This window comes from Lysobacter changpingensis (genome assembly GCF_017308985.1).
Classification (GTDB): Bacteria; Pseudomonadota; Gammaproteobacteria; order Xanthomonadales; family Xanthomonadaceae; genus Lysobacter_J; species Lysobacter_J changpingensis.
This window is the reverse complement of sequence record NZ_JADWPE010000003.1, coordinates 716,895-729,397: the sequence shown is the minus strand read 5'-3', so window position 1 is coordinate 729,397 and position 12,503 is coordinate 716,895. Positions and strand designations below refer to the sequence as shown.

Genomic DNA, 12,503 nt, shown 5'->3' with positions numbered 1-12,503 from the left:
GGGTAAGCGAAGCGCATCCGGGAACGCCGCCGTCTCTGCGCCCCGGGTGCGCTTCGCTTGCCTGCGCTACAACGACACGCGTCAATTCGTCGCGGTTTCGCCCATCGCCAGTGCGCCGATCTTCTTCGCAAGCTCGTAAGGCTCCGGATCGTCGCGATTGGTCAGCATCACCACGGTCAGGCGCCGCTGCGGCCAGCGCACGATGACGTTGCGAAAGCCGATGGACTCGCCCGAATGCCACAGCGAATCGCCTGTGATGCGCCAGCCGAAGCCGTATTCCACCTGCGGATCGTCGGTCGGCGTGGCCGGCGTGAAGGCCTGCCGCAGCGATTGCTCGGACAGCAGGCGCCCGTCGTAAAGCGCGGCGTCCCACTTCGCCAGGTCGTCGATGGACGAATAGATGCCACCATCGCCCAGCACCGCGCTGGTCGTGCTCTGGTCGGTGCGCGTCCACGCGCCGTTCTCGAAACTGTAGCCGTACGCGCGATGCGCGACTTCGGACACGCCGGCCTCGTGGGCGACGGTATCGCGCATGCCCAGCGGCTGGAAGATGCGATCGTGCAGGAACCGCGCGTAGCGCTGGTTCGATGCGCGTTCGACGATCAGCGCCAGCAGCGCATAACCGCTGTTGCTGTAGCGGTATCCGGTGCCGGGCGCGAAGTAGGTGCGGTCCTGCGACTGCAGCAACGTGAGGACATCGGCATCGTGCACCTGCCGCGTGTCGGCGGGGTCCATCACGTCCTCGTAATCGATCAGGCCGGACGTGTGCGTGAGCAGGTGGCGGAGGGTGATGGCGTTCGTTGCGGCGGGCAGGCCGGGCAGGTACTGGCCGATGCGGTCGTCCAGCTTCAGCCGCCCATCCTCGATCAGCAGCAGCACCGCGGCGGCGGTGAACTGCTTGCTCACCGAAGCCAGGCGGTAGTTCGTCTGCGGCGTGGCCGCGATGCCTTCCTCCAGATCCGCCATGCCGTGGGCGCGCCGCACCAGCGGCTGACCGTCGCGCAGCACGAGCACGCTCGCGCCGGGCACGCGGCCCTGGTAATCGCGCATGAGCGCGTCGATGTCGTGCTGCATTCGCGTCCCTCCGCCCGCGCAACCGGCGAGCAGCAGGGCGGCGCCCGTAAGCCAGTGATGGATGCGCATCGACGCATGGTAGCCGGCGCGGGTCCGGGTATGCGAGGCTGCCGTCACGAAGGGGGCGGCGTCGTGCCGCGCAGGGAAGATCGCGGCTGCACACGCCGCACATTCGCGAGGGGAACGGGATGAACGCAGTGAAGGCATGCGTCGGCGCGCTGGTGCTGGTGGCGGGCGTGGGCGTGTGGAAAACCTACATCGACAGCGGACGCGTGGACCCGAAGGCGTGGGTTGCCGAGCGCGTCGGCTCGTCCGCTGCGGGCGACGCGAGCGCGCAGGGCTTCCAGGCGATGCCCATGCCCGATGGCGTGCCGTCGCGGGGCGTCATCGTGTTCGCGCCGAAGCACTGCACCTCCGACGCCGCGCGTCGCACCGAGCAACTGGTCAGCCATCTTTCGAAGCAGCGCATCGCCTACGTCCGCACCGACCAGGCGAGCTACAACAGCCTCACCTCGCCCGAGGAAGCCTCGCGCGTGATGTCGGTGATGAACGGCCCGGTGCCCATCGTCTACGTCAACGGCCGCGCGAAGGCGAACCCGACGCCGGAGGAAGTGGTCGCCGAGTTCCGCGGGAAGTCGGCGGGCTGAAGGACGGGCATTCCCGGGTCTCGTGCATTCCGGAGCCCCATGGCAAAACAGCGCGTAACGCCCGAGGCGTAACGCGCTGTCCTGGCTGGATGAGTGGTGGAGCGGAGGAGGATCGAACTCCCGACCTTCGCATTGCGAACGCGACGCTCTCCCAGCTGAGCTACCGCCCCACGAAGGTGCAAATTCTAGCGGGCCATGCGGCGGTGCGCTAGCCCCCGGGCGGGTTCGGAATTCCGGGAGCCGTAGAGCCGGCCTGGGTCCGCGCTTTTCGGGCGCCCCAATGCGGATGATCCGCGTCCGAACACCGCTTTCGGGCCCGTCCTAACGTGGCACTTACAGCCACTTACGGACCACACCCCCCAAATGAGGACCGTCCTCACCAAGCGCATCGTCGAAGCCGCTGAGCCCCGGGATCGCCCCTATGAGCTTCGGGATATCCGGGTGCGGGGTCTGATCCTTCGCGTCCAGCCGTCGGGATACAAAGCCTGGATCATCGAATGGACGCGAGGGAAGCGTCGCACCCTTGGGGCCTTCGGGCACCTGACGCTTGAGCAGGCCCGGGCACACGCTCAGCAGACCGCAGCCGAATACATTCAGCAGGGCTTACCCAGGATCGCGAAGACCAAACCCACGAGTTGCACGCTGGACGTGTTCCTGACCGATCGCTATGCCCCCTGGGCTCGGGTCGAGCTCAAGGGTGGGCAGGGATACGTCGAGCGCATCCGCGCCGTCTTTACTGGCATGCTCGATACGCTCCTGACTGACTTCAATGCCGCCCTGATCGACACCTGGTGGCGGGACCGGCTTACCTCCGACACGGCCAAAACCGGCAAACCTCCGACCAAGGCCACCGCAGCGCGCGATCTAGCGTGTCTGCGATCAGCCCTCACGAAGGCTGTGGACTGGGGGTTGTTGGAGCGAAATCCGCTGCTCGGGCTGCGGCAGAAGTCTGTGCAGTCCCGCAAGGTCATCCGTTACCTGTCACCGGATGAAGAAACCCGGCTCCGGGCAGCCCTGCAGCGTCGGGATGGTTACATGGTCGCAGCGCGCGCGTCGGGCAATCATTGGCGGACCATTAGGGGTGAGCCGTTGTATCCGGATCTGCCTTTGGGCAGCTACGGGGATCACTTGACCCCGGTAGTGCTACTGGCGATGAACACTGGGCTGCGCAGGGGCGAACTACTGTCGCTGACGTGGGCCGACGTCGACCTAGAAGGCCGAATGCTGACCATCCGCGCCGAGAACGCCAAAAGCGGGCGTCAGCGTCACGTGCCCCTGAACACCGAAGGCCAAGCTGTGCTTGCGCAGTGGGGCTCACAGATGGGTCGGGTGGGACGGGTGTTCGACGTGGCGGACGTTAAGACCGCTTGGGGCGGGTTACTGGAGTCCGCATGCATCAGTGGATTCCGCTTTCATGACCTGCGTCACCACTTCGCGAGCAAGCTGGTGCGGGCTGGTGTGGATTTGAACACCGTTCGTGAACTACTGGGGCATGCAGATATCACCATGACGCTGAGGTATTCGCATCTGTCGCCCGATGGGCTTGCTGCGGCAGTGGCGAAGCTGACAGCCTGATGCAGTAAGCGGCAGTCGTTGCACTAGGCATAGCTCCGACCCGGCCAACAGCTGTAGGTGTGCATCCTATGCACTGACAGCTACACCCCTATCTGATCGATCCGGGGCCCGCCAAGGGCGCGCAGGTTTCGGCCTGATGGGACTGCAGCGCGCGCTGTGAGTGGGGTGCGTGCTGCGCGCGCCTCTCGGGATGGGATGGAAGTCCTAGGTGGTGGCTAGAACCCATGATCCAGTCGGGCCGAAGTGGACGATATTGCGATGGCACTCCATACAGGCGAGGCGTGGTGGTCGCCGACTTCGAGTCCCGTGACTGTCATACCCAGCCTGACTTGCGGCCGGGATGTGATTCGATTCTTTCGGATAGTTCCCTTACCATTTCACGATAGCCATAGGACAAGTCCGGACTCTGAATCGAGGCAGCCACCTCGTTGCCGCAAACGTGAAGCGCAGCCAGTACGTCATCCCAGGATAGATTCGGAAAGGTGTCCAGCGCGCGTGACTCTGGTAGTAGGGTGACTAAGACGGTCGGCCTGTCGGGCATTAGCACGGACATCGAAGATTCTTGCTGCTGCAACTGCGCGCGTAAATCCGATTCCTTGAACTTTGCGGTCTTCGCTTCGATCCAGACAGTGGGTTGGCCGTTCTGTCCGAGCCCGATGTCAGACTTGCAGTTTCGCTTTCCGCCGGATAAACCTAGGCTCGGGTACGGTGTGACTTCTACTCTATCCCTCCCGAGCAGAGGGGTGATCGCCACTTGGGCCCTTGTGCTGCGGGTGGCAATCCGCTCGAGCAGAGGCTGAAGGAAAATGCTCTGGGGAAGGATCTCGAATGCGCGAATCAACTCCCATGTCAAAACCTCTTCCTGCTTCCAAGAAGCCCGTAACCTTGTGGGTCGGTAGTGGAACCAATGCAACACCTGGACCACAAACGACTTCTGGCGGGTATCCGCCTCTGCCCAAAGTTTGAACTCAGTTTCGTCCTTTGCGTTGCTCATATAGGGCGACGGCTGATGTGCCTTACGCAGTAAAAGGGGGGGCGGTTCGAGAGCGGCGGACTGGCTTAGGGGTTCATAGGCTGCTTTGACGAACGCCTCATCCAATGCTCTGTACATGGTCAGTGACTTCTCAGCTTCGCCCTTGATATTGGTGTGAGATTCGGCGATCACCCGAATCGCATGCCGTTCTTGGATGGTCAGGCGAGGATACTGATACCGCTCGATGTGAGCGAGGATCTTGGCTCGACGTTCTTGGCGTGCAATCAACGATTCAATACATTTTGCCGAAAGTTGTTCTTCCCAGGAAACGAACTGGCCATCGCCGTGCTTTCCACGCTTATTGCATGCTGATACTGATGTGATGGTCGCTTGCTTTCGTCCAATTCCCCAATACGGACTAGAATGGCGCTCAGCGAGGGTTCGTGCCGGGCCATCGTGGCAACGTGGTGGACAGTCGAGAGCAGCTCCAACCCGAATGGGGTTTCGAAACCGTCGACAAGCTTGGAGAGGCGGTCGATGATCTTCTCGTCGCGCTGATTTGCCTTCAGATAGTCGTCAGCAGCAGCATATCCGGCGCTAGTTACGTGTACGCTCCTGTCCGCCGATTGGAGGCCCGCGATCAGCTTGTGCTTTTCAAGGGTTATGAGAGCCTTCTTTAAGACATCTGAGTACGGGCCGTGCAGATTGCGCGAGAAGTCTAGATTGAGGGGAGCGCCCATTGCCTGAAGCAGATAGGCGACCTTCCCGTGTCCGCTACGAGCGCGAGAAGCGCGGGCTGCAGATCGAACTGCTGAAATGGCAGGCGTGGGTGAAAGGCTCCGGACAGCGGGTGGTCATCCTGTTCGAGGGACGCGACGCGGCCGGCAAGGGTGGGGCGATCAAGCGCTTCATGGAGCACCTGAACCCGCGCGGCGCGCGCGTGGTCGCGCTGGAGAAACCCAGCGATACCGAGCGCTCGCAGTGGTATTTCCAGCGTTACGTCGAACACCTGCCGGCGGCGGGCGAGATCGTGCTGTTCGACCGCTCCTGGTACAACCGCGCCGGCGTGGAGCGGGTGATGGGGTTCTGCTCGACCGACGAGTACCTGGAGTTCATCCACCAGTGCCCGAACTTCGAACGCATGCTCGTGCGCAGCGGCGTGCGGCTGTTCAAGTTCTGGTTCTCGGTGAGCCGCGCCGAGCAGCACCGCCGTTTCGCGCAGCGCAGGAAGGATCCGCTGAAGCAGTGGAAGCTCTCGCCGGTCGACCTGGCCTCGCTCGACAAATGGGACGAATACACGCGCGCGAAGGAGGCGATGTTCGTCGCGACCGACACGCCGGATGCACCATGGACGGTGATCCGTTCCGACGACAAGAAGCGCGCGCGGATCAACGCGATGCGCGTGGTACTGGACGCGTTCGACTACACCGCCAGGGATCGCGACGCGATCGGCGAGCCGGATCCGTTCATCGTCAGCCCGGCCTCGCGCGCGTACGAGGACGGCGACGGCCCGCTTGCGGGCGATCGCTTACGTCGATTCGCACAACTGGCGGCGGTGTAGGGCTTCAGCGCGCCTGCGCGAGCAGCGGCGCCAGTCCAGGCTCCAGCGCCCGGCGGCGCCAGCCAGCCAGCGCTTCGGGCCATTCGCCCTGGTCCATCAGCACTTCCAGCCAGCGGCGCGAGGCGAGCACGCCGTCGGGCAGGCCGAGTTCGGCGCTGCGCGCGGCGACGGCGTCCTGCAGTTTGCGCAGGCGCTGCTTGTCGCGCTGTTCGGACTGCACGGCGTCGGGCGCGTCGCCTTCGTCGGACAGTGGCGTGTTCAGCGCGGACCAGATCGCATCGGTGAGGCGGCGCGGCGACTTGGGAATCGCGTCGAGCGTGCGCTGCAGTCCGGCGCGATCGATCGGCGGCGTGCGCGCGAGCGTGACCGCCAGTTCGTTGTCGAGGATCCAGGTGCGCGGGCGGTCGTTCTGGCGCGCGTACACGTCGCGCCAGCGCAGCAGCCGCAGCAGGCGCAACTGGGCGTCGCGGTCGAGGAACTGCGCGCTGCGCATCGACGCGTGCGGCCAGCGTTCGGGCGCTTCGTGCTCGGCGTTGAACACGGTGCGCGCGGCGTCCTCGGCCAGCCATTCGCGACGATCGAGTTCGCCCAGACGATGGTCCAGCTGGTCGTGCAGTTCGAACAGGTGGCGGACGTCGTCGGCGGCGTATTCCAGCTGCGATGGCGAGAGCGGGCGACGCAGCCAGTCCGACCGCGTCTCACCCTTGGGCAGCACCACGCCCGTGAGCTGCTCGACCAGCTTCTGGTAGCCCAGGCCGCCGCCGACCCCGGTCAGCGCCGCGGCGAGTTGCGTGTCGAACAGCGGCTTGGGCACGACGTCGCACGCATGCCTGAACGCCACCAGGTCCTCGCTCGGGCTGTGCATGACCTTGACGATCGCCTCGTCGGCGAGGATCGGCGTCATCGCCTGCAGCATGCCGGGCACCAGCGGATCGATCAGCAGGATGTCCGGCTCGCCGCCCGCATCGCCCAGCGCGATCTGCACCAGCGCCAGTTGCGGCCAATAGGTGCGTTCGCGGATGAATTCGGTGTCCAGGCCGATGCGCGCCGGCTTTGATGCGAAGCGGGCCCGCAGTTCGGCGGGGTCGTTGATCCAGGCGACGGGCATGTCAGCGGTGAACGGACGATTCGGCGGCGGTTGCCGGGGCGGGCGACAATAGCCTACTTTCGGGGCTCCCGGCATCGCGGTCCGTGAAGGCCGGACCCATGACACCCGCATGATCTGCCCAGGAGGCGAGGAGGACGTTTGCGCGCATTGCCTTTGACCGCCGGCATCGCGGTGATGGCACTGGTGGCGGCGGGATGCTCGCGCGATGCGTCCTCGCCTGCGCGCGACGGCGCGGGCGCACGCACGCCGATCGTCACCATCAGCGCCGACCAGGCGGTGTCGCCGGTGCCGCCGTGGCGCGTGCCGGCCGTGCAGGTGACGGACGAAAACGTCGCAGAGCTGAAGGAAAAAGCCTCACAGGCGCTGTCGCGCGGCCGGCTGTTCGGCGGGGCGGAGGATGCGATCCCGCTGTATTACGCGCTGCGCCGTTTCGATCCGGAAGACGCTACGGCCAACGCCGGGTTCGATCGCTCGCTGAAGCGGCTGATCGCCAGCGGCGACGAGGCGCTGGCCGCGCTCGACCGCGATCCGCTCTCGCTGCGCCGCGCGCACGAGATCGCCGCCGTCGCGCGCGCCGTCGCGCCGGGCAACGTCGACATCGTCGAATACCTCGCGCGACTGGATCGCGCCGACGAAGCGCAGGAAGCCAACCGCCTGGGCGAGGAAGCGCTCAACGCCGGTCGCCTCGGCGTCGGCGGCGAGGCGGGGCATGCGCTGACGCATTTCCGCCAGGCGCTCGAACTCCGGCCGGGCGACATGCGCGCCAACCAGGGCATCGCCGCCGTCGAGAGCGCGCTGATCCGCCGCGCCGAGCTCGCGGCCGATCGCGACGATTACGTTACGGCCGAACGCGAACTCGACATCGCCGCGAAGGTGCGTCCCGACGCGCCCAGCGTGGAGGACGCGCGCGGGCGGATGGCGATGCAGCGCATCGTGCGCGTCAACGCGTTGCGCGACGCCGGCATGGCGGCGCTGATGCGGCAGGGCGGCATCGACGAAGCGCGGCGCCATCTCGCGGTGATGCTGCGCATCGCGCCGGCCGGCGATCCGGCCACGCGCGAGTTGCGCGAGCGCATCGACCTGGCGACGCATTACGGCCTGTTCCGCCCGGGGCAGGTGTTCACCGACGCGATGCAGGGCGGCGGGCGCGGGCCGCAGATGGTGGTGATTCCCCACGGCGCGTTCCGCATGGGCTCGGAGGAGAACGAAGGGCAGGAATCCGAGCGTCCGGCGCGCAACATCCGTTTCGAGCGCGGCCTGGCGATGTCGCGGACCGAGATCACCGTGGGCGAGTTCCGCCGCTTCATGCAGGCCACCAAGCATCGCGCGCGCGCCAGCCGGCGCGGCTATTCGACCGCCTACGACGAACGCAGCGGCAACCTGGTGCGTCGCGGCAACGTGGACTGGCAGTCGGACTACGTCGGCCAGCCCGCGCGCGACGACATGCCGGTGCTCCACGTCAGCGCGAAGGACGCGCTGGCCTACGCCGAATGGCTGTCGGCGCAGACCGGCGAGCGCTACCGGCTGCCGAGCGAGGCGGAATTCGAATACGCACTGCGGGCCGGCAATCGCGGACGTTACCCGTGGGGCGAAGGCCCGCCGCCGCTGCGGATCGGCAACTTCACCGGCGGCGCGGACGTCTCCCCGAGCGGTCGGCGCTGGCGCAATGCGTTCCCGGGGTATGGCGATGGAGCGTGGGGGCCGGCGCCGGTCGGAACCTACCAGCCCAACGCCTGGGGACTGCACGACATGGTCGGCAACGTCAGCGAATGGGTCGCCGACTGCTGGCACGACAGCTTCCGTCGCGCCCCGCGCGGCGGCGAGGCCTGGCTCAATCCCGGCTGCCGTTCCCGTGTGGTACGGGGCGGCTCGTGGACCAGCGCGCCGGAGGAAATGCGTTCGGCCTGGCGACAGGGCAGTGACGCCAACAACACGACCGCGCGGATAGGGTTCCGCGTGGTGCGCGACATCTGAGCATCGATCCGGCCGCGACGCGGCCGCACACTGACCAGGGACGGAAGAGGAGGCGCAGATGAGGATCGACCCGTTTGGCGGGGCTCGGCAGCAACAGGGCCGTCCACGCCGTGGCTTTGGCGGGATCCGCTGGTGGATCCTGATCCTGTTCGCCGGTTACGCGGCGTGGCAGTGGTTCGGCAATGCGCGAGTGGATCCGTACACGGGCGAGAAGGCCCACTACGGCACCACCGCCGACGAGGAAGTGCAGCTGGGCGCGCAGGCGTTCCAGCAGGTGCTGGGCGATGCCAACGCGCAGGGCGCGCTGTTGCCGGCCGATTCGCAGGCGAGCGTGCAGATCCGCCAGATCGCGCAGCGGCTGATCCAGCGCGTGCCCGAGGTGACCGCGACGCTGGCCGCGCAGAACCAGCAGCAGGTGCCGACCGAGCACCAGCAGTTCCAGTGGGACGTGGCGGTGATCCAGTCCGACCAGGCGAACGCGTTCTGCCTGCCGGGCGGGAAGATGGCCGTCTATACCGGGCTGATCCCGATCGCGCAGAACGCCGATGCGATGGCGGTGGTGATGGGCCACGAGATCGCCCACGCACTGCTGCGCCACGGCAGCCAGCGAATGGCCCAGCAGAAGCTGGTGCAGATGGGACAGATGGCGGCCGGCATGGCGATCGGCGGCATGGACCCGCAACAGCAGCAGGCGGTGATGGCGGCGCTCGGCGCCGGCGCGCAGTACGGTTTCATCCTGCCGTACGGGCGCAACCACGAGACGCAGGCGGACAAGGTCGGGCTGATGCTCGCCGCGGCGGCGTGCTACGACCCGAATGCGGCGATCCCGCTGTGGGAGCGCATGTCCGAACTCGGCGGCGGCGAACGCCCGCCGGAATTCGCCTCCACCCATCCGGACCCGGCCAACCGCATCCAGGTGCTGCAATCGCTGATGCCGCAGGCGGAGCAGTTCCGGGCGCAGTATTGCGGGGCGGGGGCGAAGACGGCGGTGGCGGCGACGGCGGTGCGCTGAGGCGCGCCGGCGCGAAGGCAAGGCACCGCGTCGGTGAACCCGGGTGCGCTTCGCCTACCCGGGCTACAAAAGCTCGCTACAAACGCTCGCGTCGTCATTCCGCGACATCTTCGCCCTCGGTCCGTCATGCGCCAGGACGACGGGCGAACTCAGCGCTTCTGCTCGCCGCCCTTGGCCTTGTTCGGCGGCGGCGTGGTGCTCTGGCCGACGCTGCCGGACAGGTTGCGCTGGAACTCGTTCCACATCTGCAGATTGCGCTCGGTGAGCTGGTTCATCAGCGCCCACGGGGTCTGGCCGAGGATGCCGCCCATCTGGTTGCGGAACTGCTGCTGCTGGTCGAGGAAGACCTGCATCGACCGCTCCAGGTAGCTGCCCATGAAGCCCTGCAGCGAGTCGCCGTAGAAGCGGATGATCTGGCTCAGCAGCTGGGTCGAGAGGACCGGTTCGCCGTCCTGTTCGTGCTCGGCGATGATCTGCAGCAGCACCTGGCGGGTCAGGTCGTCGCCGGTGCGGGCGTCGCGCACCTCGAACTCCTCGCCGTCGACGATGAGCTGTCGAACGTCCTCGATGGTGATGTAACTCGAAATCTCGGTGTCGTAGAGCCGGCGGTTCGGATACTTCTTGATGACGCGCATCGAGGCCATGGAGCATCGGCTCTAAATCGTGATGCTTCGCAGCATGGCGCAGCCCGGCGGGCCTTGCAACTGCCGCCGGGCACGGTCGGCAGGCGCGGTCGGGTGAATGGGGAAGGCGCCGTCGCGACCGGCAACGCAGGCTGAAAGCGCTTGAAAACGTTCCCGGAAACGACACGCCGGCGGCGCGAACACCGGACGCGCGCCTCACCAGCCCATGTGGTGGCCGCCGTTGATGTCGAGGTTCGAGCCGGTGATCCACGCCGCTTCCTCGGCGACCAGGAACGACACCGCATAGGCGATCTCGTCCGGCGTGCCCAGGCGCCCGGTGGGGATCTCGGCGACGATCTTCGCCCGCACGTCCTCCGGCACCGCCATCACCATGTCGGTGGCCACGTAGCCGGGCGAAACGGTGTTCACGGTGATGCCGAAGCGGGCGTTCTCGCGCGCCAGGGAAATCGTGAAGCCGTGCATGCCGGCCTTGGCGGCGGCGTAGTTCGCCTGGCCATACTGGCCCTTGAGGCCGTTGATGGAGCTGATCTGCACGATCCGCCCCCACTTGCGCTCGCGCATGCCCTCGATGACCGGACGGGTCACGTTGAAGCAGGAATTGAGATTGGTGCCGATCACCTCGTTCCACTGCACCGGCGTCATGCGGTGGAAGGTGGAATCGCGGGTGATGCCGGCGTTGTTCACCAGGATCTCGATCGGCCCGAGCTGGCGTTCGATGTCGTCGACCAGCGCCTGCGCCTCGTCGGGCGAGGACACGTCGCCGCGCGCCAGCACCACCTCGACGCCGCGCTCGCGCATCTTCGCCTGCCAGGCGAGGGCACGCGCCTCGTCGCGGTAGTTCGTGGCGACGCGATGCCCCATGGCCGAAAGGCGCTGGACGATCGAGCTGCCGATACCGCCGGTACCGCCGGTGACGAGGGCGACGCGAGACTGCATGGGGGATCTCCTGGACGGGTCCGCACGACGCGCGACCCATGACGATTCTATGGTCAAGGCAATCGCCGGATCGTGCGCGACGCTCATGACATTTCGTGCGGTGCGCCGTCGCGTGGCGGAATGCGCGACGAGTCGAACGCCGTCGTCGCGCGGGCCAGCAGGTCGGGCACGTCGCGGGCCTCGGCCAGCGCCTGCGGTGCCTGCCCGAGCCGGAGCCATGCCGCGCGCAAGGTCGTGAGCGGATCGGCCGGATCCACCGGCTGCGCCGCATCCGACTTGGACAGCTTGCGCCCGTCCGGCCCCAGCACCAGCGGCAGGTGCGCGTAGCGCGGCGTCGGCAGGCCGAGCGCGCGCTGCAGCAGGATCTGTCGCGGCGTCGAATCGAGCAGGTCGGCGCCGCGCACCACGTCGGTGATGTCCTGATCGGCGTCGTCCACCACCACCGCCAGCTGGTAGGCCCAGAACCCGTCGGCGCGCCTGAGCACGAAATCGCCGACCTCGCGCGATACGTCCTGTTCGACATGTCCGCGGATCGCGTCGTCGAACGCCACCACGCTGCCATCCTCCACGCGCAGGCGCACCGCCGGATCGGGCCGCGTGTGGCGCGCGACGCACCTGCGATGGATCCCTGACACGGTGGCAAGGTCGGTCCGGCTGCAATGGCAATGGAAGGCGCGGCCTTCGTCGAGCAGCCGCTGCAGCGCCGCCTCGTACAGCGTCGGGCGCCGGCTCTGCCAGACGATCTCCTCGTCCGGTTCCAGGCCGAACGCGTGCAGCGCGTCGAGTTGCCGACGAGCGGCGCCTTCGACTTCACGCGGCGGATCCAGGTCCTCCACGCGCACCAGCCAGCGCCCGCCGGCGCGGCGCGCCAGCAGCCAGCTGCCGAAGGCGGCGAGCAGGGAACCGAAATGCAGATCGCCGGTCGGAGAAGGGGCGAATCGCCCGCGATAGCCGGAAGGGCCAGGGGAAGTCGTCACGGCGGGTCGTCGGCGGGTCGCG

Annotated in this window: 12 protein-coding genes and 1 tRNA gene; 5 read left to right on the top strand and 8 right to left on the bottom strand. The window is 67.0% G+C overall.

What is annotated here, in order from left to right:
• Positions 1-81: 81 nt before the first annotated feature.
• On the bottom strand, positions 82-1,074 hold the full coding sequence (locus I4U41_RS10230; protein WP_242525117.1) for a serine hydrolase domain-containing protein: 993 nt from the start codon (positions 1,072-1,074) through the stop codon (positions 82-84).
• 188 nt (positions 1,075-1,262) lie between these two features.
• Between I4U41_RS10230 and I4U41_RS10225 the strand changes: the two genes are divergently transcribed.
• The gene (locus I4U41_RS10225) at positions 1,263-1,721 is read left to right on the top strand and encodes a hypothetical protein (protein ID WP_206861030.1); all 459 of its coding nucleotides are present in this window, start codon (positions 1,263-1,265) and stop codon (positions 1,719-1,721) included.
• Positions 1,722-1,815: 94 nt separating this feature from the next.
• Here I4U41_RS10225 and I4U41_RS10220 read toward each other — a convergent pair.
• Positions 1,816-1,891 (bottom strand) — tRNA-Ala (locus I4U41_RS10220).
• Between the two features lie 193 nt (positions 1,892-2,084).
• Here I4U41_RS10220 and I4U41_RS10215 point away from each other — a divergent pair.
• Positions 2,085-3,296 carry a site-specific integrase gene (locus I4U41_RS10215; protein ID WP_206861029.1) on the top strand — a complete coding sequence of 404 codons (1,212 nt, stop codon included), beginning with the start codon at positions 2,085-2,087 and terminating at the stop codon, positions 3,294-3,296.
• A 313-nt stretch (positions 3,297-3,609) separates the two neighbouring features.
• Here the strand turns inward: I4U41_RS10215 and I4U41_RS10210 are convergent, their stop codons facing one another.
• The gene (locus tag I4U41_RS10210) at positions 3,610-4,557 is read right to left on the bottom strand and encodes a hypothetical protein (RefSeq protein WP_206861028.1); all 948 of its coding nucleotides are present in this window, start codon (positions 4,555-4,557) and stop codon (positions 3,610-3,612) included.
• The gene (locus tag I4U41_RS10205; protein WP_206861027.1) at positions 4,554-5,009 is read right to left on the bottom strand and encodes a hypothetical protein; all 456 of its coding nucleotides are present in this window, start codon (positions 5,007-5,009) and stop codon (positions 4,554-4,556) included. Before I4U41_RS10205 ends, I4U41_RS10210 begins: the two co-directional genes overlap by 4 nt.
• Here I4U41_RS10205 and ppk2 point away from each other — a divergent pair.
• A complete protein-coding gene (ppk2, locus tag I4U41_RS10200; protein ID WP_206861026.1) occupies positions 5,009-5,830 on the top strand; it encodes a polyphosphate kinase 2 in 822 nt (273 codons plus the stop codon). The two genes, I4U41_RS10205 and ppk2, sit on opposite strands and share 1 nt — an antisense overlap.
• Positions 5,831-5,834: 4 nt before the next feature.
• Here ppk2 and rnd read toward each other — a convergent pair whose 3' ends face one another.
• Complete coding sequence (rnd, locus tag I4U41_RS10195) at positions 5,835-6,938, bottom strand: ribonuclease D (RefSeq protein WP_206861025.1); 1,104 nt, start codon at positions 6,936-6,938, stop codon at positions 5,835-5,837.
• A gap of 174 nt (positions 6,939-7,112) precedes the next feature.
• Here rnd and I4U41_RS10190 point away from each other — a divergent pair, with 174 nt between their 5' ends.
• Together I4U41_RS10190 and I4U41_RS10185 are read left to right on the top strand one after the other, a co-directional pair.
• Positions 7,113-8,912 carry an SUMF1/EgtB/PvdO family nonheme iron enzyme gene (locus I4U41_RS10190; protein ID WP_206861613.1) on the top strand — a complete coding sequence of 600 codons (1,800 nt, stop codon included), beginning with the start codon at positions 7,113-7,115 and terminating at the stop codon, positions 8,910-8,912.
• Between the two features lie 58 nt (positions 8,913-8,970).
• Positions 8,971-9,924: a M48 family metallopeptidase gene (locus I4U41_RS10185; protein ID WP_206861024.1), complete on the top strand. Its 954-nt coding sequence runs from the start codon at positions 8,971-8,973 to the stop codon at positions 9,922-9,924.
• 149 nt (positions 9,925-10,073) lie between these two features.
• Here the strand turns inward: I4U41_RS10185 and phaR are convergent, their stop codons facing one another.
• The 3 genes from phaR to gluQRS all read right to left on the bottom strand — a co-directional run bounded on the left by phaR (position 10,074) and on the right by gluQRS (position 12,481).
• Complete coding sequence (gene phaR / locus I4U41_RS10180) at positions 10,074-10,568, bottom strand: polyhydroxyalkanoate synthesis repressor PhaR (RefSeq protein WP_206861023.1); 495 nt, start codon at positions 10,566-10,568, stop codon at positions 10,074-10,076.
• A gap of 195 nt (positions 10,569-10,763) precedes the next feature.
• Positions 10,764-11,504: an acetoacetyl-CoA reductase gene (gene phbB / locus I4U41_RS10175; protein ID WP_206861022.1), complete on the bottom strand. Its 741-nt coding sequence runs from the start codon at positions 11,502-11,504 to the stop codon at positions 10,764-10,766.
• A gap of 83 nt (positions 11,505-11,587) precedes the next feature.
• The gene (gluQRS, locus tag I4U41_RS10170) at positions 11,588-12,481 is read right to left on the bottom strand and encodes a tRNA glutamyl-Q(34) synthetase GluQRS (protein WP_320415169.1); all 894 of its coding nucleotides are present in this window, start codon (positions 12,479-12,481) and stop codon (positions 11,588-11,590) included.
• Positions 12,482-12,503: the final 22 nt, after the last annotated feature.

Bases quoted from the DNA above. Each gene is read 5' to 3' on its own strand.
- I4U41_RS10230 (WP_242525117.1), bottom strand. From the start codon at position 1,074: ATGCAGCACGACATCGACGCGCTCATGCGCGATTACCAGGGCCGCGTG.
- I4U41_RS10225 (WP_206861030.1), top strand. From the start codon at position 1,263: ATGAACGCAGTGAAGGCATGCGTCGGCGCGCTGGTGCTGGTGGCGGGC.
- I4U41_RS10215 (WP_206861029.1), top strand. From the start codon at position 2,085: ATGAGGACCGTCCTCACCAAGCGCATCGTCGAAGCCGCTGAGCCCCGG.
- I4U41_RS10205 (WP_206861027.1), bottom strand. From the start codon at position 5,009: ATGGGCGCTCCCCTCAATCTAGACTTCTCGCGCAATCTGCACGGCCCG.
- rnd (WP_206861025.1), bottom strand. From the start codon at position 6,938: ATGCCCGTCGCCTGGATCAACGACCCCGCCGAACTGCGGGCCCGCTTC.
- I4U41_RS10190 (WP_206861613.1), top strand. From the start codon at position 7,113: ATGGCACTGGTGGCGGCGGGATGCTCGCGCGATGCGTCCTCGCCTGCG.
- I4U41_RS10185 (WP_206861024.1), top strand. From the start codon at position 8,971: ATGAGGATCGACCCGTTTGGCGGGGCTCGGCAGCAACAGGGCCGTCCA.
- phaR (WP_206861023.1), bottom strand. From the start codon at position 10,568: ATGGCCTCGATGCGCGTCATCAAGAAGTATCCGAACCGCCGGCTCTAC.
- phbB (WP_206861022.1), bottom strand. From the start codon at position 11,504: ATGCAGTCTCGCGTCGCCCTCGTCACCGGCGGTACCGGCGGTATCGGC.